We start from the raw sequence: 17,373 nt of genomic DNA on the forward strand, positions 1-17,373 counted from the left end.
GAGACGGTCCTCCGGGGTGCCCGTCGGGCGTTGCGGGTCAGCCCGTCTGCCAGGGCACCTGCGGCGACCGGTAGTAGTCGATCCCCAGCGCCTCCCAGCGCGGTGCCTGCTCGGCGAGCCGCACCTTGTAGGTGTCCCAGTCGTGCGTCTTCGCCGGGGACCAGCCCAGCTCGGCGACGCCCGGCAGCCTCGGGAAGGCCATGAAGTCGATCTGGTCCGGGGTCTCCAGGGTCTCCGTCCACATCGGCGCCTCGACGCCGCGGATCGCGGAGGCCGGGGCGCCCGGCAGATAGGCGGCCGGATCCCAGTCGTAGGACCGCTGCACCTCCACGTAGCCCGCCCAGGACAGGCCCAACGGGGTGTCCTTGTTGTACTTCATATCCAGGTACGTCCGGTCGGCCGGGGAGAGGATCAGTCCGGTCCCGTTCCGCGCGGCCTCGGCGACCTGGCCCTTCTCCGCGTCGCTGGTGCGGTCCAGGCCCCAGTACTGGACGAGCGCGCCCTCGGCCGGGTTGGCTCCGGCCAGCTGGTGCCAGCCGATGACCGTCTTGCCGTACTTCGCGACGACCGGCTGCACCCGGTCCATGAACTTCACGAAGTCCTCGTGCGGGGTGGAGTGCGCCTCGTCGCCGCCGATGTGGAGGTAGCGGCCCGGGGTGAGCGCGGCGATCTCGCGCACGACGTCGTCCACGAAGTCGTACGTGACCTCCTTGTTCACGCACAGCGAGCTGAAGCCGACCTTGATGCCGGTGTACAGCGAGGGTGCCACGCCGTCGCAGTTCAGCTCGGCGTAGGAGGCGAGGGCCGCGTTGGTGTGGCCCGGCATGTCGATCTCGGGGATCACCTCCAGGTGGCGGGAGGCGGCGTAACGGAGGATCTCCTGGTAGTCGGCCTTGGTGTAGTAGCCGCCGGGGCCGCCGCCGACCTCCGTGGAGCCGCCGTAGGTCGCCAGGCGCGGCCAGGAGTCGATGGCGATGCGCCAGCCCTGGTCGTCGCTGAGGTGCAGGTGGAGCTTGTTGTACTTGTAGAGGGCGACCCGGTCGATGTAGCGCTTGACCTCGTCGACGGTGAAGAAGTGCCGGGAGACGTCCAGCATGGCGCCGCGCCAGCCGTAGCGCGGGGTGTCCTCGATGGTGCCGCCCGCGACCAGCCAGGGGCCGGGCTGCGCGGAGTCCTTCTCGACGGCGGCGGGCAGGAGCTGACGCAGGGTCTGGACGCCGTGGAAGAGACCGGCGGCCTTGCGGGCCGTGATGGTGACGCCGTCGCGGCCGCTGTCCAGGCGGTAGCCCTCGTCGCCGTAGGGGCCCTTGTCCAGGCGGAGTTGTATGCCGCCGTGGCCGTGGGAGGTGACGGGGAGTCGGTAGCCGGTGGAGGGCCGCAGCAGGTCCGCCAGGTAGTCGCCGACGCGGCGGGCCTCGCGCGAGTCGTCGACGCGGATGTGGGTGCCGCGGGTGATGCGGTACGGGGAGCCGCCCGGGTCGACCGACGCGGGGGCCGGAATCACCCGGTCCAGGGGAGTCGTCGCCGGCGTCCTACGGTCCGGCGCCGCGCCGGTGGTCATGGCGCCGACCGCGGCGACCAGCAGCAGCGAGCCCAGGATCCGGGTCAGTCGGGGAGTCGTTCTGTGGTGCCGTCGAAGAGGTCTCACGTGCGCTCCCTTCACGATGGTGCACAGATGGGGGTGTAGACCACTCTCTCTCACAACCGCCGTACGCAGAAGCGGTGAAACAATCCGCGCATGGCGGAAATCATCCAGAAGGACGGAACGTGGGTCTTCGACGGCGACACCCTGCGGCTGACTCCCGGGCGGGACAAGAACGTCAGCCTGCTCCGCAGGGAACTGGGTGAACTACTCGTCCCGCTGGCGGCGTTGGCGGGCATATCGTTCGAGCAGGGCAAGAAGTCGGGGCGGCTGCGGCTGCGTCTGCGGGACGGCGCCGACCCGTTGCTGCACGCGACCGGCGGCCGGCTGACCGAGCCGCACGACCCGTACCAGCTGACCGTGGAGTCCGACCGGTACGGCGTCGCCGAGTACTTCGCGGACGAGGTGCGCAACGCCCTGCTGCTCGACCAGGTTCCGTCCGGCCCGGTGGACGCCTACCTGCTGCCCGGCCCCTCCGTGCCGCTGTCGGTGTCCGCCGGGGACGGCGTCGCGAGCTTCGACGGCGAACGCGTGCGCCTGGAGTGGAAGTGGCAGGCGGAGGACGCCAAGTCGGCCGCCGGCACCCGCACCCTCCCCCTCACCGACATCACCGCGGTGGAGTGGCAGCCGACGGTCGGGCTGGAGAACGGCCACCTCCGCTTCACCGTGCGGGCGGCGCCGACCAAGGCGCCGCCCAAGTACGACCCCAACGCGGTGGAGCTGTGGGGCTTCAAGAGGGACCCGCTGATGGCGCTGGTGGCGGCGGCCGTGCAGGCCCGCCTCCCGCACCCGGCCGCACCGGCGGCCCGCGCCGCCCTGGAGGACGCCCGGCCCGCCGAGGACGCGCCCGCCCCGGCCCCCGCCACCGCCGAGGACGACCACGACGCGCTGCTGCGCCGGCTGCGGGAACTGGGCGAACTGCACCGCTCCGGGATCCTGACGGACGAGGAGTTCACCCTGGCGAAGCAGGCGGTACTGAAGCGGATGTAGCCCCGCACACCCGGCACGCTTGCCCGAAATCGGGCAGGATTCTTGCGAAACCCTCACCCGTACCCCAGGATCTACCGGGTGCACGACGAACTCGTTGATCATCTGACGCGGTCCACCCCCCTGAGCCGGGGCGAGGCACTGCGCGTGATCCAGGACGTGCTCGCCTACTTCGACGAGACGACCGAGGAGTACGTCCGTCGCCGCCACCGCGAGCTCCAGGCCCAGGGCCTGGTGAACGCGACGATCTTCGAACGGATCGAGGCGGACCTGAAATACCGGGCGGTCGCACCGCCGGAGCTGTCGCTCCGCCAGCTGCGCCGCATCGTCTACGGCTGAGAAGCCGAAGAGGAACACGAGGTTTACGTATACATGTGCGGAATCGTCGGATACATCGGCAAGCGTGACGTCGCCCCCCTGCTCCTTGAGGGCCTCCAGCGCCTGGAGTACCGCGGCTACGACTCGGCGGGCATCGTCGTCACCTCGCCGAAGGCGGCCGGCCTGAAGATGGTCAAGGCCAAGGGCCGGGTCCGCGACCTGGAGGCCAAGGTCCCGGCGCGCTTCAAGGGCACCACCGGCATCGCCCACACCCGCTGGGCCACCCACGGCGCCCCGTCCGACCTGAACGCCCACCCACACATGTCGGCCGACAACAAGGTCGCCGTCGTCCACAACGGCATCATCGACAACGCCGGCGACCTGCGCCGCAAACTGGAGGCGGACGGCGTCGTGTTCCTCTCCGAGACCGACACCGAGGTCCTCGTCCACCTCATCGCCCGCTCCGAAGCGGACAAGCTGGAGGACAAGGTCCGCGAGACCCTCCGGCTGATCGAGGGCACCTACGGCATCGCCGTGATGCACGCCGACTTCCCCGAGCGCATCGTCGTCGCCCGCAACGGCTCGCCGGTCGTCCTCGGCATCGGCGAGAAGGAGATGTTCGTCGCCTCGGACATCGCCGCGCTGGTCGCCCACACCCGCCAGATAGTCACCCTCGACGACGGCGAGATGGCCACCCTCAAGGCCGACGACTTCCGCACGTACACCACCGAGGGCACCCGCACCACCGCCGAGCCGACCACCGTGGAGTGGGAGGCGGCCTCCTACGACATGGGCGGCCACGACACGTACATGCACAAGGAGATCCACGAGCAGGCCGAGGCCGTGGACCGCGTGCTGCGCGGCCGGATCGACGACCGCTTCTCCACCGTGCACCTCGGCGGCCTCAACCTGGACGCCCGCGACGCGCGTGCCGTGCGCCGGGTGAAGATCCTGGGCTGCGGCACCTCGTACCACGCGGGCCAGATCGGCGCCCAGATGATCGAGGAGCTGGCCCGCATCCCCGCGGACGCCGAGCCCGCCTCCGAGTTCCGCTACCGCAACGCGGTCGTCGACCCCGACACCCTGTACATCGCCGTCTCCCAGTCCGGTGAGACGTACGACGTGCTGGCCGCCGTGCAGGAGCTGAAGCGCAAGGGCGCCCGCGTCCTCGGCATCGTCAACGTGGTCGGCTCGGCGATCGCCCGCGAGGCCGACGGCGGCATGTACGTGCACGCCGGCCCCGAGGTCTGCGTCGTCTCCACCAAGTGCTTCACCAACACCTGCGTCGCCTTCGCGCTGCTCGCCCTGCACCTGGGCCGCACCCGCGACCTCTCGGTCCGCGACGGCAAGCGGATCATCGAGGGGCTGCGCAAGCTGCCCGCGCAGATCGCCGAGATGCTGGAGCAGGAGGAGGACATCAAGAAGCTGGCCGCGCAGTACGCCGACGCCCGCTCGATGCTCTTCATCGGCCGCGTGCGGGGCTACCCGGTCGCCCGCGAGGCCTCCCTGAAGCTCAAGGAGGTCTCCTACATCCACGCCGAGGCCTACCCGGCCTCCGAGCTGAAGCACGGCCCGCTCGCGCTGATCGAGCCGGCCCTGCCGACGGTCGCGATCGTGCCGGACGACGACCTGCTGGAGAAGAACCGCGCGGCCATGGAGGAGATCAAGGCCCGCAGCGGCCAGATCCTCGCCGTCGCCCACCAGGACCAGGAGAAGGCCGACCACACCATCGTCGTCCCGAAGAACGAGGACGAGCTGGACCCGATCCTCATGGGCATCCCCCTCCAACTCCTCGCGTACCACACGGCCCTGGCCCTGGGCCGGGACATCGACAAGCCGCGCAACCTCGCTAAGTCGGTGACGGTGGAGTAGCGCCCCGTTTGTGGCTTTCAGGGGCGCGGAAAACTGCGCGACAAGCCACGACGCACCGCACGGGCAAGACAACCGAACGGCCCCCCTCGTGTGCCACCACACACGCGGGGGGCCGTCCCGTCGCCGGGGGGCCGCCCAACCCCCAGCCGGCGGCAGCTAACCGGTGGCCGTCACGCCCCGGCCCGCACCGCGCCCGCGCAAGGCCGTGGGCCAGTGCGCCAGAACCGCCGTCGCCGCGTACCAGGCGACCACCCCCGCCGCGACGGCGAACCATCCGCCCGCCTTCCCCAGCGCCTCACCGTCCGCGAAGGCAGCGATCGAAAGCAGCAGCAGGGACACGCAGAGCAGCCCGTACACCCCCTGCCCGAGCAGGTCGCCGCCGGCGAACGTCAGGGAGAGGACGACGAGGGCGAACAGGAGCAGGAAGAGTCCCGCCGCGTTGGCGGAGACCTGGCCGCCGACCGAGACGGCCCAGGTGAACCACAGCGCGCCGAGCACGGTGAAGGCCGTACCGGAGGCGGTGTCCCGGTCGCGCAGGGCCAGCAGACCGGCGACGAAGAGGGCGACGCCGCCGACGTACTGGGCGACGGTGACGGCGTCGGCCGCCGTCACGCCGTCGACCACGCCGGTGTGGCCGACGCCGAAGGCCAGCAGGGTGACGCCGAGAGCGAGTCGGCCGACGATCGTGGTGGTGCTTCCCGCGGAGACGTCATTGTCCACGGCGGGCTCCCTTCATGCATGTGCGGTTGTACGGTGACCCGTATATGCCCTTCACAAGGGCACAAACAACCTCTACGCGTCGGTAGGTTCACGCTGCATGACGGGAAGGGGCGCCACCTCGAGCCGCCGAGTCGGCTACGGGATGACCACCACGGGCCGCTTCGCCCGCTTGGCGAGCCGGCCGGCGACGGAGCCGAAGAGGCGGCCCACCAGGCCGTGGCTGGAGCCGACGACGATGGCGTCCGCCTCGTACTCCCGGCCCACCTCCTCGAGTTCGTGGCAGATGTCGCCGCCACGCTCGACCAGGATCCAGGGCACCTCGGCGAGGTAGTCCGCGCACGCCAGCTCCAGACCCAGCACCTCGGTGCGGTGGTCCGGTACGTCGACGAAGACGGGGGGCTCGCAGCCGGCCCACACGGTGGTGGGCAGCCGGTTGGCGACGTGCACGATGACCAGGCCGGAGCCGAGCCGGCGTGCCATGCCGATGGCGTACGCGAGGGCACGCTCACTGGATGTGGAGCCGTCGAAGCCGACGACGACACCGTGCTTGAAGGCTGGGTCGCACGACTGGCGTGGCTCTTCGGCCGCCAGGGGCTCGGCCGCCGTAGGTTCGGCGACGGGCCGCTTGCGGTCCGCGGGTTCGAAGAATTCGTGACCGGCCATGGCTGTCTCGGCGTTTTTATCCTCTATGGGGGACAACAGTGTGCGGCGGAGCTGTGTGTCCGGGAATGGTCTTCCCAAGCCCATACCCCCAAGGGTACGGCGCCACGCCTCCTTCGCCCAGATCCCGCGTACGGTCCGCCGCGGGTTCCCCGGAGCATGCCCGAGGGGGCGCCCGTAACGCAATGGTTGCTGCGCTGTACAGGCGGTTTGCACAGGATTCAACTGTCGGTGATCGGTCGTGACCGGCGCTTCGCACAAGCGTTGATCTCCATGCCGCCAGCCCCAGGGAGGACGCATGTCCGGACCGCACCAGCCCCCCGAGCCGCCGTCCGGTGCACCCGCCCTCCCCGATCCGGCCGCGCCGCCCCGGGACGGCGTCACCGACCTCGTCCGCTGGGCGGCCTTCAGCTGCTTCCTCGTCCCGGTCGTACTCCTCTGGTACGGCACCTCCTTCGCCGGCACCGCCGGCACGGCCCTCGGCCTGGCCGCCGTCACCGGCGCCTGCCGCCTGCTGCTGCGCCGCTCCGAGCGCGCCGCGGCCCGGCCGACCGGCGGGAATCGCCCGGCGGGGGCCGGACGCCGGCACCGGGCCGGGCCGCCCACACGCAGGAGCGGACGGCACGCCGGGGAAAAGACACCGGTCGACTGACCGGTTTCCGCGCACGCGTCCGCTTCTTTTCAGCCAACTTCTGATGGTGGCTCATCCCTGTCCCCCACCACCCCCCAACCCCCGTTCCACCTGCACGGAAAGGGTCTCAGGGACCCTGCGCACCCTACGGGGATTGGCCACTGCGACAAGGCGCACTTCCCTGTGGCGCCCCGGAGTGCCACGCTTCGTGATCGACTGCTTCACGCCAAGTTGCCATGTCGACAATGTCCCAGGTGCCGAACCGGCCACCTCGGCGCGATGGGACACAGTAGATTCGATCTTGACTGTCTACGGCGGGGGACTCGTGCAGGACCGAGGGGAAACGTGTTGGAGCGACAGACCCGAAAGGATCAGGGCGCCGCGACCACCGAGGGGGGCTTAGCAGTTATGAGCCACGACTCCACTGCCGCGCCGGAATCGGCGGCCCGGAAGCTCTCCGGTCGACGCCGCAAGGAGATCGTCGCGGTGCTGCTGTTCAGCGGCGGCCCCATCTTCGAGAGTTCCATACCGCTGTCGGTGTTCGGGATCGACCGCCAGGACGCCGGCGTGCCGCGCTACCGGCTGCTGGTGTGCGCCGGCGAGGAGGGCCCGCTGCGGACCACGGGCGGCCTGGAACTCACCGCGCCCCAGGGCCTGGAGGCGATCTCCCGGGCCGGCACCGTCGTGGTGCCCGCCTGGCGGTCGATCACCTCTCCGCCACCGGAGGACGCGCTCGACGCACTGCGCCGGGCGCACGAGGAGGGCGCCCGCATAGTCGGGCTGTGCACCGGCGCTTTCGTGCTCGCGGCGGCGGGCCTGCTCGACGGCCGCCCCGCGACCACCCACTGGATGTACGCGCCGACGCTGGCCAAGCGCTATCCGTCGGTGCACGTCGATCCGCGCGAACTGTTCGTGGACGACGGCGACGTGCTGACGTCGGCGGGCACCGCGGCCGGCATCGACCTGTGCCTGCACATAGTGCGCACGGACCACGGCAACGAGGCGGCCGGCGCGCTGGCCCGCCGCCTGGTGGTCCCGCCGCGCCGCTCGGGCGGCCAGGAGCGCTACCTCGACAGGTCTTTACCGGAGGAGATCGGCGCCGACCCGCTCGCCGAGGTCGTCGCCTGGGCGCTGGAGCACCTCCACGAGCAGTTCGACGTGGAGACGCTGGCGGCCCGCGCGTACATGAGCCGCCGTACCTTCGACCGCCGCTTCCGGTCACTCACCGGCAGCGCCCCGCTGCAGTGGCTGATCACCCAGCGGGTGCTTCAGGCGCAGCGCCTGCTGGAGACGTCCGACTACTCGGTGGACGAGGTCGCGGGCCGCTGCGGCTTCCGCTCCCCGGTGGCACTGCGCGGCCACTTCCGCCGCCAGCTCGGTTCGTCCCCGGCCGCCTACCGGGCGGCCTACCGGGCCCGCCGCCCGCAGGGCGACCGCGCCGTGGACCCGGAGTCGTCCGGTGGCCCACGGCCCAGCGCACCGCCGGAGCCGGCCCCGCTGTCGGCGGAGAACGCGGTCCCGTTCCAGTCCCGCCGCACGGCAGCACCGCTGCCCGCCGCGGCGGCGAGCCTGCCGGGGCAGCGCAGCGCGCCGTGAACCCGTGAACGCCGGGCGGGCGTGGTCAGCCCGTCCGGCGTTTGAGGACGAGGCCGTCCAGGCCGAAGCGGGGGCCTGGGGGCGGCAGCCCCCAGCGAGCCCGGCACCGACGCCGAGGACCGGAAGACAGGCGCCCCCCGTAAAGTGTCCGCATGAACGATCGCATGGTGTGGATCGACTGCGAGATGACCGGCCTCTCGCTGTCCGACGACGCTCTCATCGAGGTGGCCGCCCTCGTCACCGACTCCGAGCTGAACATCCTCGGGGAAGGCGTCGACATCGTCATCCGTCCGCCGGAGCGGGCCCTGGAGACGATGCCGGAGGTGGTGCGTCAGATGCACACCGCGTCCGGCCTGCTCGCCGAGCTCGACGGCGGCACGACGCTGGCGGACGCCGAGGCGCAGGTCCTGGCCTACGTCCAGGAGCACGTGAAGGAGCCCGGCAAGGCCCCGCTGTGCGGCAACTCGGTCGGCACCGACCGCGGCTTCCTGCTGAGGGACATGGCGACGCTGGAGGACTACCTCCACTACCGGATCGTCGACGTCTCCTCGATCAAGGAGCTGGCCCGCCGCTGGTACCCGAGGGCGTACTTCAACAGCCCCAAGAAGAACGGCAACCACCGCGCGCTCGCCGACATCCGCGAATCCATCGCCGAACTGCGCTACTACCGGGAAGCGGTCTTCGTCCCGCAGCCCGGTCCCGACTCCGAAACCGCCAAGGCGATCGCCGCGAAGCACGTCCTGCCCGCCAGCTAAAAGGCGTGCGCGAGCACCCCTTCGGACCCTGTACACTTTTTCTCAGCCGGTCGGGGAAGCCCACCACGGGTTCCGAAGACCGGCCATGGTGGGTGTAGCTCAGTTGGTAGAGCACCTGGTTGTGGTCCAGGTGGCCGCGGGTTCAAGTCCCGTCACTCACCCTGATCCGTCAGCCGGTGACCTTCGCGAGAAGGTCACCGGCTGACTGCGTTCCCTGGCACACCGTCCCTCGCACACCGGACCGACGACGAGGCCGCGCAGCGGCCGATGCCCCCGGGGAGAGGTCACCGGCCGACGCCCCGCCTCCCCCCGCCGGCGTCACGACGACGCCCGTTCCACCAGCTCCGTCGCCAGCACCACCTGGTGTCGCTCCAGCCCCCGCGAGGCCGCCGGGCGGCGGTCCGCGATCTCGGTCAGCAGCAGGTCTATCATCGCGCGGCCCATCTCCTCGATGGGCTGCCGCACGCTGGTCAGCGGCGGCTCCATGTGGCGGGCTATGGCCGAGTCGTCGTAGCCGACCAGCGCCACGTCGTCCGGGATGCGGCGGCCCGCCTCGCGCAGGGCCTGGCGGGCGCCGGCCGCGGTGACGTCCGAGCCGGCGAAGACGGCGTCCAGGTCGGGGCGGCGGCGCAGCAGTTCCACCATGGCGCCGCGCCCGCCCTCCTCCGTGAAGTCCCCCGCCTCGATCAGCTGTTCGTCCGCGGGGTGGCCCGCGTCGCGCAGGGCCTCGCGGTAGCCGTCGACGCGCCGCTGGGCACCGTAGACGTCGAGGCGGCCGGTGATGTGCGCGATGTGGCGGCGGCCGCGGGACAGCAGGTGTTCGACGGCCGAGCGGGCGCCGCCGTAGTTGTCCGAGTCCACCGACGCCAGCGACTCCCGGGCCGAGCGCGGGCCGCTGATCACCGCGGGGATCTCCAGCTGGGACAGCAGGTCGGGCAGCGGATCGTCGGCGTGCACCGAGACCAGCAGGACGCCGTCCACGCGGTGCGCGGCCAGGTACTGGGCGAGCCGCTGCCGCTCCCGGTCGCTGCCCGCGAAGATCAGCAGCAGTTGCATCTCGGTGTCGGACAGTTCGGAGCCGACGCCCTTCAGCATGTCCGAGAAGTACGGTTCCGCGAAGAAGCGGGTCTCCGGCTCGGGCACCACCAGCGCGATGGCGTCCGTGCGGTTCGCGGCCAGGGCGCGCGCCGCCGTGTTCGGAACGTAGCCGAGTTCCGCGACCGCCGCCTCCACCGCCGCCCGGGTCGCGTCGCTGACCCGGGGCGAGCCGTTGATCACCCGGGAGACCGTGCCTCTGCCGACGCCCGCCCGTGCCGCCACCTCTTCGAGGGTGGGCCGGCCACCGCTCCGCCCACGCGCTCCGTGGCTTGCCATCGGCTCCGCCTCCCGTCGACACCCCCGCACTCTGCGGCTGGCCTGGAATTTAACAGGCCGGTCGGGTGTAATGACCGGCTCCGGGCCGCCGCCCGCCGTACGGAGGTGCCTCGACGCCGCTCGCGGCGTCCAGTTAACAGGCCGATAACTGAACGCACTTCGTCGCGTCCGCTCCCTTGACACCCCCGCCCGGACCGACGACTCTTCAACACATCACTTGTGGGAGCGCTCCCACACTACCTGGCACATACACATCCCGCACGTTCCCCGCCCGAGCCGCAGCGTCGGACGAACCACATGAAGCAGCGGTCCCAACCATGTAGTTGGCCGGGGGGTCGGCACGTCAGGGCAACAGGAGGACGCAATGCGAGCAGCACGCAATCGATCCGCCCGCAGGGCGGTGGTCGTCGCGGCCATCGCGTCGCTGGGCGCCGGGCTGCTGGCCGGCTGCGCCGACGACGGCAACGACGAGGACAGCACGTCGTCGGGCGACAGCAGCGGCAAGACCACCATCACCCTCGGCCTGTTCGGCGCCATGGGCTTCAAGGAGGCCGGCCTCTACGAGGAGTACGAGAAGCTCAACCCCGACATCAACGTCGAGGAGACCGTCACCGAGCGGAACGAGAACTACTACCCCGCTCTGGTCAACCACCTCACCACCGAGAGCGGCCTGCAGGACATCCAGGCCATCGAGGTCGGCAACATAGCCGAGGTCGTCGAGACCCAGGCGGACAAGTTCGCCGACATGTCCAAGGTCGAGGGCGTCCAGCCGGGCAGTTGGCTGGACTGGAAGTGGAAGCAGGGCGTCACCAAGGACGGCCAGGCGGTCGGCCTCGGCACCGACATCGGCCCGATGGCCATCTGCTACCGCAAGGACCTCTTCGAGAAGGCGGGCCTGCCCACCGACCGCGACGAGGTCGGCGCCCTGTGGGCCGGCGACTGGAAGAAGTTCGTCGAGGCCGGCGAGAAGTACAAGAAGAGTGCCGGCAAGGACACCTACTTCATGGACTCCCCCGGCGGTCTGATCAACGCCATCCTCAGCAGTGAGGAGGAGAGGTTCTACGACTCCTCCGGCGAGGTCGTCTACAAGACCAACCCCGCCGTCAAGGAGGCCTTCGACCTGACCGCGAAGGCCGCCGAGGAGGGCCTGGTCCAGGCGCAGACCCAGTTCCAGCCGGCCTGGGATCAGACCATCGCGAACAGCCAGTTCGCCACCGTCGCCTGCCCGCCGTGGATGCTCGGTTACATCAAGGGCAAGTCGCAGCCCGAGGCGGCCGGCAAGTGGGACGTGGCCGTGGCTCCGAAGTCCGGCAACTGGGGCGGCTCCTTCCTGGGCGTGCCCAAGAGCGGCAAGAACGTGAAGGAGGCGCAGAAGCTGGTCGCCTGGCTGACCGCGCCGGAGCAGCAGGCGAAGCTCTTCGCCGTGCAGGGCAGCTTCCCGAGCGCCCCGGCCGCCTACAAGCTGCCCCAGGTGACGGACGCGAAGAACGAGATGACCGGTGCCGCGCCGATCGGTGACATCTTCGCCAAGGCCGCCGAGGCCATCCCGGCCCAGGTGATCGGCCCGAAGGACCAGATCATCCAGCAGGGTCTGACCGACAACGGCGTCATCCTCGTCACCCAGGGCAAGTCGCCCGAGGAGGCCTGGGAGAACGCCACCAAGACCATCGACAACAATCTGGAGAAGTGACCGGAATGACCACCCGGCACGACACCGCCGCGCCCCCCGCGAAGGGGGGCGCGGCCCCGGGCCGACCGCCCGGTGACGCGGTCTCCCCCGAGGCGGCGAGGAAGCGGGCCCGGCTCTCCCGCCGCTGGCAGCGGGACATGCGCTGGAGCCCGTACGCGTTCGTCGCCCCGTTCTTCGTGTTCTTCGCCGCGTTCGGCCTGTTCCCGCTGATCTACACCGGTTGGGCCTCGCTGCACACGGTGGAGCTGACGGCGCCCACCGACATGGCGTGGACGGGGCTGGACAACTACACCAGGATCTTCGACGACGACTTCTTCTGGAACGCCGCGAAGAACACGCTGACCATCGGCATCATCTCCACGGTGCCGCAGCTGATGATGGCGATGGGTCTGGCGCACATCCTCAACTACAAGCTGCGCGGCTCCACCTTCTACCGCGTCATCATGCTCGCGCCGTACGCCACGTCGATCGCCGCCGCCGCGCTGGTCTTCGTGCTGCTCTTCGGCCGCGACTACGGCATGATCAACTGGGTTCTCGACTCGGTGGGCCTGGGCAAGGTCGACTGGCAGAACGACAAGTGGGCGTCCCAGTTCGCCGTCTCGTCGATCGTCATCTGGCGCTGGACCGGCTACAACGCGCTGATCTACCTGGCGGCGATGCAGGCGATCCCGCAGGACCTGTACGAGTCGGCGGCGCTGGACGGTGCCAGCCGGTGGCGGCAGTTCATCCACGTCACGCTGCCCGCGCTGCGTCCGACGATCCTGTTCACGGTCGTCGTCTCGACCATCGGCGCCTCGCAGCTGTTCGGTGAGCCACTGCTGTTCGACGCCAACAAGGGCGCCTCGGGCGGCGGCCAGCACCAGTTCCAGACGCTCGGCCTGTACCTGTACGAGCAGGGCTGGGTCAACCAGCACCTGGGCCGCGCCTCCGCGATCGCCTGGACGATGTTCCTGATCCTCATCGTGATCGGGCTCGTCAACTACGTCATCTCGCGCCGGCTGCGCGCCAGTGGTTAAGGAGAACCGGCCGTGACGACGACCCTGACGAAACCCCCGGCCGAGCCGGTGTCCGAGCCTGACCGGCGACGCCGCCGGTCCAAGGCGTCCCGGGCCGGCGGGCAACTGCACGCCGGACCGATCGCGTACATCATCCTCGCCCTGTTCACGCTCGGCTCGCTGTTCCCGCTGGTGTGGACGGCGATCGCCGCCTCCCGCGACAACCAGCGGCTGGCCCAGACCCCGCCGCCGCTCTGGTTCGGCTCCAACCTCTTCGACAAACTGGAGATCGCCTGGAACGACGCCAACCTGGGCGAGGCGATCCTCAACACCACGATCGTCGCGGGGATCTCCTCGGCCACCGTCGTCTTCATGGCGACGATCGCCGGCTTCGCCTTCGCCAAGCTGAAGTTCCGGGGGCGCAACGCGCTGATGCTGGTCGTGGTCGGCACGATGATGGTGCCGCCGCAGCTCAGCGTCATCCCGCTGTACATGATGGTCGCCAAGCTGGACTGGTCCGACCAGCTCCAGGCGGTGATCTTCCCGTCCCTGGTCAGCGCGTTCGGCGTGTTCTTCATGCGGCAGTACCTGCTCCAGGCGCTGCCGGACGAGATCATCGAGGCCGCCCGCGTGGACGGCGCCAGCAGCTGGCGGGTGATCTGGCACGTGGTGTTCCCGACGGCGCGGCCCGCGATGGCCGTGCTGGGCATGCTGACGTTCGTGCAGGTGTGGAACGACTTCCTGTGGCCGTTCCTGGTGCTGACGCAGAACGGCAATCCGACCGTGCAGGTCGCGGTGGCGGGCCTCGGCCGCGGCTTCACCCCCGACCAGGCCCTGATCATGGCCGGCGCGCTGCTCGGCACGCTGCCCCTGCTGCTGGTCTTCGCGATCTTCGGCAAGCAGATCGTGGGCGGCATCATGCAGGGCGCCGTCAAGGGCTGACACCTCACCTCGGGGGCCGGGTCACCGCCGCCCCGGCCCCGCCCTCCCCCCTCGCCATCACTACACGTCGGTCTTTCCGACCCGTCACGACCTGCTATGGGAGCGCTTCCATGCTTGAGTCCGCAACGCCGGTGACCCCGGTGACCTTCCCCCCTGCCTTCCTGTGGGGCGCCGCGACCTCGGCGTACCAGATCGAGGGCGCGGTGCGGGAGGACGGCCGTACCCCCTCGATCTGGGACACCTTCAGCCATACGCCGGGGAAGACGGCCGGTGGCGAGACCGGTGACATCGCTGTCGACCACTACCACCGCTACCGCGACGACGTGGCGCTGATGTCCGAGCTGGGTCTGGGCGCCTACCGCTTCTCCATCTCCTGGCCCCGGGTGCAGCCGACCGGCCGCGGCCCCGCGGTCCAGCGCGGCCTGGACTTCTATAGGCGCCTGGTGGACGAGCTGCTGGCCGCCGGGATCAAGCCGGCCGTCACCCTCTACCACTGGGACCTGCCGCAGGAGCTGGAGGACGCGGGCGGCTGGCCCGAGCGGGACACGGCCTACCGGTTCGCCGAGTACGCGCAGATCGTCGGCGAGGCGCTCGGCGACCGGGTCGAGCAGTGGATCACGCTCAACGAGCCGTGGTGCACCGCCTTCCTGGGCTACGCCTCCGGGGTGCACGCCCCCGGCCGTACCGACCCGGCGGCCTCGCTGCGCGCCGCGCACCACCTGAACCTGGCGCACGGCCTGGGCACGGTGGCCCTGCGTTCGGTGATGCCGGCCCGCAACTCGGTGGCGATCAGCCTGAACACCTCCGTGGTCCGGCCGCTGTCGCGGCAGCCCGCGGACCTGGCGGCGGCACGGAAGATCGACGACCTGTCCGGCGGGATCTTCCACGGCCCGATCCTGCACGGCGCCTATCCGGCCACCCTGCTGGAGGCGACGGCGTCGGTGACCGACTGGTCGCACGTCGAGGACGGCGACCTGGGGTTGATCCGCCAGCCGCTGGACGCGATCTGCCTCAACTACTACACGCCCACCGTGGTGTCGGCGGCCGACGTCGACTCCCGTGCCCCGCGCGCCGACGGACACGGCGCGAGCGACCACTCGCCGTGGCCGGCCGCGGACGACGTGGCGTTCCACCAGCCGCCGGGCGACCGTACGGAGATGGGCTGGAGCGTCGACCCGACCGGCCTGCACGAGCTGATCATGCGCTACGACCGCGAGGCTCCCGGCCTGCCGCTGTACGTCAGCGAGAACGGCGCCGCCTACGACGACAAGCCCGGCGCGGACGGCACGGTCCACGACCCCGATCGGGTCGCCTACCTGGACGGCCACCTCAGGGCGGTCCGCCGGGCCATCGCCGACGGCGCCGACGTCCGCGGCTACTACCTGTGGTCCCTGCTGGACAACTTCGAGTGGGCCTACGGCTACGAGAAGCGGTTCGGCGCGGTGTACGTCGACTACGCCTCCCAGCAGCGCACCCCGAAGTCGAGCGCCCTCTGGTACGGGCGCGCGGCGCGTACGGGGACGCTGCCGCCGGTGGAGTCGGCCGAGTAGACCGCTGTCCCCGGGACCGGGGCCCGGGGGGGGAGGGGCGGGGCGGGGGCGCGGCATTCCACGGGGGGTGCCGCGCCCCGGCTTGTGGGGTGTGCGCCGGGTCAGTTGTAGGCGGCGAAGGCCTTCGCGAAGGCGTCCTTCTCCTGGTCGATGGAGCTGCACGTCGCGTCGGCCGCGGACTTCGGGCCACCCGGGCAGGCCTTGTCGCGGGTCGCGGACCACATCGACAGCCAGCCGATCCCCTTGGACTCGGCGAACTTCACCAGCTGGGTGGCGTCGTCGACCTTGAAGACCTCGGTGACGACGTCGTTGACGCCGATCATCGGGGTGACGGCGACCGTCTTCCAGGCCTCGCTGTCGGAGAGGCCGAGGACGCCCTTGACCTGGGCCTGGGTGGCGGTGGCGGCCTGCTCGGCGTAGGTGCCCATGTCGCCGCTGTAGGCGGGGCCGTAGTCCATCGCCATGATGTTGACGTTGTCGATCTCCACGCCGTTCTTCTTCGCGTCGGCGAGGAGGTCGACGCCCGCCTGGGTCAGGCCCTCGGGCATCACCGGCAGGGTGAAGGAGACGTCCAGGTCCGGGTGCTGCTGCTGCAGTTCGGCGATGGCCTGCGAACGACGGGTGTTGGCGGCCGTGTCGGGCAGGGCGCCGCCCTCGACGTCGAAGTCGACCTTGGTCAGCTCGTAGGTGTCCACGACCTTGCCGTACGCCGCCGCCAGCGCGTCCGCCGTCGTGCACGTCGTGGCCAGTTCGGAGCCGGCCGCGCCGCCGAAGGAGACGCGGACGTCGCCGCCCTCGGCGCGCAGGGCGCCTATCTGGTTCGCCACGGCGTCGCTCGCGAGGTCGGTGACGCCGCCCCACTTGGGGGTGCAGCCGCCGCCGTCGGTGACGAAGGCGAGGTTGTAGTTCTTCACGCCGGTCGCCTCGGCGCTCGCGACCAGGTCGAAGGCCGGGTAGAGGGAGGTGTCGACGTAGGGCGCGAAGCCGGCGCCGGTCTCGGTGCCGTTGCCGTTGCCGTTGCCGTTGCCGTTGCCGTTGCCGTTGCCGTTGCCGGGGGTCTCGGTGGGCGCCGGGGTGGTGGCCGTGTCGGTCGGTGTCGGCTCGGCGGTGGCCGTGCCGGTCGGGGTGGGGGTCGGCGTGGGCGTCGGGGCGGGGGGCTCGGTGGGGCGGCCGCTGGGCTCGGGGGTGGCGCCCTGGTCCGCCGAGCACTCGGCGTCGTCGATGAGGCAACCGGTCGGTTCGTCGGTGCCGTTGACGACCAGGCCGACCGTGACGGACTCGCCGGCCCGCAGACCGTCGCCGTCCCACTTCGGCGGGGTCACGGTGACATGCTGCCCGCTGACGCTCGACTCGGCGTTCCACAGCGAGCCGAGCTTCGCGCCGGAGGGCAGGTCGAACTCCAGGGTCCAGTCCGTCTTGGCCTGCCCGCTGTTGTTGGTGACGACGTACTGGGCTGTGTAGCCCGTCGACCACTCGCTGGTCTTCGTGTACGCGGCCCCCACTCCGGCGGCCTGGGCGGTGCCGGTGAACATCAGCGCCCCACCGCCGGCCACGGCCGCCGCGACGAGTGTGCCGATCGCCTTGTTCCTGCCACTGATCCTGCGTCGGTGTGTGCTCATCGCGTGCCTGCCTTCGCTGTTC

15 protein-coding genes and 1 tRNA gene are annotated in these 17,373 nt (G+C 70.8%); 11 read left to right on the top strand and 5 right to left on the bottom strand.

The window, feature by feature from the left end; all coding sequences use genetic code 11:
- Window positions 1–37: 37 nt before the first annotated feature.
- Entirely contained in the window at window positions 38–1,648 is a 1,611-nt protein-coding gene (locus ACFCZF_RS22335; RefSeq protein WP_376673137.1) for a beta-N-acetylhexosaminidase, read from the bottom strand.
- Window positions 1,649–1,738: 90 nt separating this feature from the next.
- On the opposite strand from ACFCZF_RS22335, the gene ACFCZF_RS22340 reads away from it, so the two are divergent.
- The 3 genes from ACFCZF_RS22340 to glmS all read left to right on the top strand — a co-directional run bounded on the left by ACFCZF_RS22340 (window position 1,739) and on the right by glmS (window position 4,819).
- A complete protein-coding gene (locus ACFCZF_RS22340) occupies window positions 1,739–2,632 on the top strand; it encodes a DUF4429 domain-containing protein (RefSeq protein ID WP_376673138.1) in 894 nt (297 codons plus the stop codon).
- 78 nt (window positions 2,633–2,710) lie between these two features.
- On the top strand, window positions 2,711–2,968 hold the full coding sequence (locus ACFCZF_RS22345) for a hypothetical protein (RefSeq protein ID WP_055417062.1): 258 nt from the start codon (window positions 2,711–2,713) through the stop codon (window positions 2,966–2,968).
- A gap of 33 nt (window positions 2,969–3,001) precedes the next feature.
- Window positions 3,002–4,819 (top strand): glutamine--fructose-6-phosphate transaminase (isomerizing), encoded by a 1,818-nt coding sequence (glmS, locus tag ACFCZF_RS22350; RefSeq protein ID WP_376673139.1) that lies wholly within the window; start codon window positions 3,002–3,004, stop codon window positions 4,817–4,819.
- A 156-nt stretch (window positions 4,820–4,975) separates the two neighbouring features.
- Here the strand turns inward: glmS and ACFCZF_RS22355 are convergent, their stop codons facing one another.
- Both ACFCZF_RS22355 and ACFCZF_RS22360 read right to left on the bottom strand, forming a co-directional pair.
- Complete coding sequence (locus ACFCZF_RS22355) at window positions 4,976–5,539, bottom strand: GPR1/FUN34/YaaH family transporter (RefSeq protein ID WP_376673140.1); 564 nt, start codon at window positions 5,537–5,539, stop codon at window positions 4,976–4,978.
- A 135-nt stretch (window positions 5,540–5,674) separates the two neighbouring features.
- Window positions 5,675–6,202 (bottom strand): universal stress protein, encoded by a 528-nt coding sequence (locus ACFCZF_RS22360; protein WP_055417064.1) that lies wholly within the window; start codon window positions 6,200–6,202, stop codon window positions 5,675–5,677.
- Window positions 6,203–6,497: 295 nt separating this feature from the next.
- On the opposite strand from ACFCZF_RS22360, the gene ACFCZF_RS22365 reads away from it, so the two are divergent.
- From ACFCZF_RS22365 to ACFCZF_RS22380, 4 genes are all read left to right on the top strand, one after another.
- Complete coding sequence (locus tag ACFCZF_RS22365) at window positions 6,498–6,851, top strand: hypothetical protein (protein ID WP_376673141.1); 354 nt, start codon at window positions 6,498–6,500, stop codon at window positions 6,849–6,851.
- Between the two features lie 387 nt (window positions 6,852–7,238).
- Window positions 7,239–8,426 carry a helix-turn-helix domain-containing protein gene (locus tag ACFCZF_RS22370; protein WP_375920034.1) on the top strand — a complete coding sequence of 396 codons (1,188 nt, stop codon included), beginning with the start codon at window positions 7,239–7,241 and terminating at the stop codon, window positions 8,424–8,426.
- A gap of 152 nt (window positions 8,427–8,578) precedes the next feature.
- Window positions 8,579–9,181, top strand: a complete 603-nt coding sequence (gene orn / locus ACFCZF_RS22375) for an oligoribonuclease (protein WP_376673142.1) — start codon at window positions 8,579–8,581, stop codon at window positions 9,179–9,181.
- A gap of 88 nt (window positions 9,182–9,269) precedes the next feature.
- Window positions 9,270–9,342 (top strand) — tRNA-His (locus tag ACFCZF_RS22380).
- 157 nt (window positions 9,343–9,499) lie between these two features.
- Here the strand turns inward: ACFCZF_RS22380 and ACFCZF_RS22385 are convergent.
- Complete coding sequence (locus ACFCZF_RS22385; RefSeq protein ID WP_376673143.1) at window positions 9,500–10,555, bottom strand: LacI family DNA-binding transcriptional regulator; 1,056 nt, start codon at window positions 10,553–10,555, stop codon at window positions 9,500–9,502.
- Between the two features lie 364 nt (window positions 10,556–10,919).
- Here ACFCZF_RS22385 and ACFCZF_RS22390 point away from each other — a divergent pair, with 364 nt between their 5' ends.
- The 4 genes from ACFCZF_RS22390 to ACFCZF_RS22405 all read left to right on the top strand — a co-directional run bounded on the left by ACFCZF_RS22390 (window position 10,920) and on the right by ACFCZF_RS22405 (window position 15,732).
- Window positions 10,920–12,245 (top strand): ABC transporter substrate-binding protein, encoded by a 1,326-nt coding sequence (locus ACFCZF_RS22390; protein WP_376673144.1) that lies wholly within the window; start codon window positions 10,920–10,922, stop codon window positions 12,243–12,245.
- A 5-nt stretch (window positions 12,246–12,250) separates the two neighbouring features.
- Window positions 12,251–13,261 carry a carbohydrate ABC transporter permease gene (locus ACFCZF_RS22395; protein ID WP_376673145.1) on the top strand — a complete coding sequence of 337 codons (1,011 nt, stop codon included), beginning with the start codon at window positions 12,251–12,253 and terminating at the stop codon, window positions 13,259–13,261.
- Window positions 13,262–13,273: 12 nt separating this feature from the next.
- The gene (locus tag ACFCZF_RS22400) at window positions 13,274–14,182 is read left to right on the top strand and encodes a carbohydrate ABC transporter permease (RefSeq protein ID WP_376673146.1); all 909 of its coding nucleotides are present in this window, start codon (window positions 13,274–13,276) and stop codon (window positions 14,180–14,182) included.
- Between the two features lie 110 nt (window positions 14,183–14,292).
- Complete coding sequence (locus tag ACFCZF_RS22405; protein ID WP_376673147.1) at window positions 14,293–15,732, top strand: GH1 family beta-glucosidase; 1,440 nt, start codon at window positions 14,293–14,295, stop codon at window positions 15,730–15,732.
- 101 nt (window positions 15,733–15,833) lie between these two features.
- On the opposite strand, the gene ACFCZF_RS22410 is transcribed toward ACFCZF_RS22405, so the two are convergent.
- Window positions 15,834–17,351, bottom strand: coding sequence for a cellulose binding domain-containing protein (locus ACFCZF_RS22410; protein ID WP_376673148.1), 1,518 nt, complete (start codon window positions 17,349–17,351; stop codon window positions 15,834–15,836).
- Window positions 17,352–17,373 lie beyond the last annotated feature (22 nt).

Origin of the sequence: Streptomyces sp. NPDC056296 (assembly GCF_042268605.1) — a bacterium.
Classification (GTDB): domain Bacteria; phylum Actinomycetota; class Actinomycetes; order Streptomycetales; family Streptomycetaceae; genus Streptomyces.

Excerpts from the sequence above, each read along its gene's own strand:
- ACFCZF_RS22385 (WP_376673143.1), bottom strand. The coding sequence starts at position 10,555 with ATGGCAAGCCACGGAGCGCGTGGGCGGAGCGGTGGCCGGCCCACCCTC.
- ACFCZF_RS22405 (WP_376673147.1), top strand. The coding sequence starts at position 14,293 with ATGCTTGAGTCCGCAACGCCGGTGACCCCGGTGACCTTCCCCCCTGCC.
- glmS (WP_376673139.1), top strand. The coding sequence starts at position 3,002 with ATGTGCGGAATCGTCGGATACATCGGCAAGCGTGACGTCGCCCCCCTG.
- ACFCZF_RS22410 (WP_376673148.1), bottom strand. The coding sequence starts at position 17,351 with ATGAGCACACACCGACGCAGGATCAGTGGCAGGAACAAGGCGATCGGC.
- orn (WP_376673142.1), top strand. The coding sequence starts at position 8,579 with ATGAACGATCGCATGGTGTGGATCGACTGCGAGATGACCGGCCTCTCG.
- ACFCZF_RS22340 (WP_376673138.1), top strand. The coding sequence starts at position 1,739 with ATGGCGGAAATCATCCAGAAGGACGGAACGTGGGTCTTCGACGGCGAC.
- ACFCZF_RS22390 (WP_376673144.1), top strand. The coding sequence starts at position 10,920 with ATGCGAGCAGCACGCAATCGATCCGCCCGCAGGGCGGTGGTCGTCGCG.
- ACFCZF_RS22365 (WP_376673141.1), top strand. The coding sequence starts at position 6,498 with ATGTCCGGACCGCACCAGCCCCCCGAGCCGCCGTCCGGTGCACCCGCC.
- ACFCZF_RS22395 (WP_376673145.1), top strand. The coding sequence starts at position 12,251 with ATGACCACCCGGCACGACACCGCCGCGCCCCCCGCGAAGGGGGGCGCG.
- ACFCZF_RS22360 (WP_055417064.1), bottom strand. The coding sequence starts at position 6,202 with ATGGCCGGTCACGAATTCTTCGAACCCGCGGACCGCAAGCGGCCCGTC.
- ACFCZF_RS22370 (WP_375920034.1), top strand. The coding sequence starts at position 7,239 with ATGAGCCACGACTCCACTGCCGCGCCGGAATCGGCGGCCCGGAAGCTC.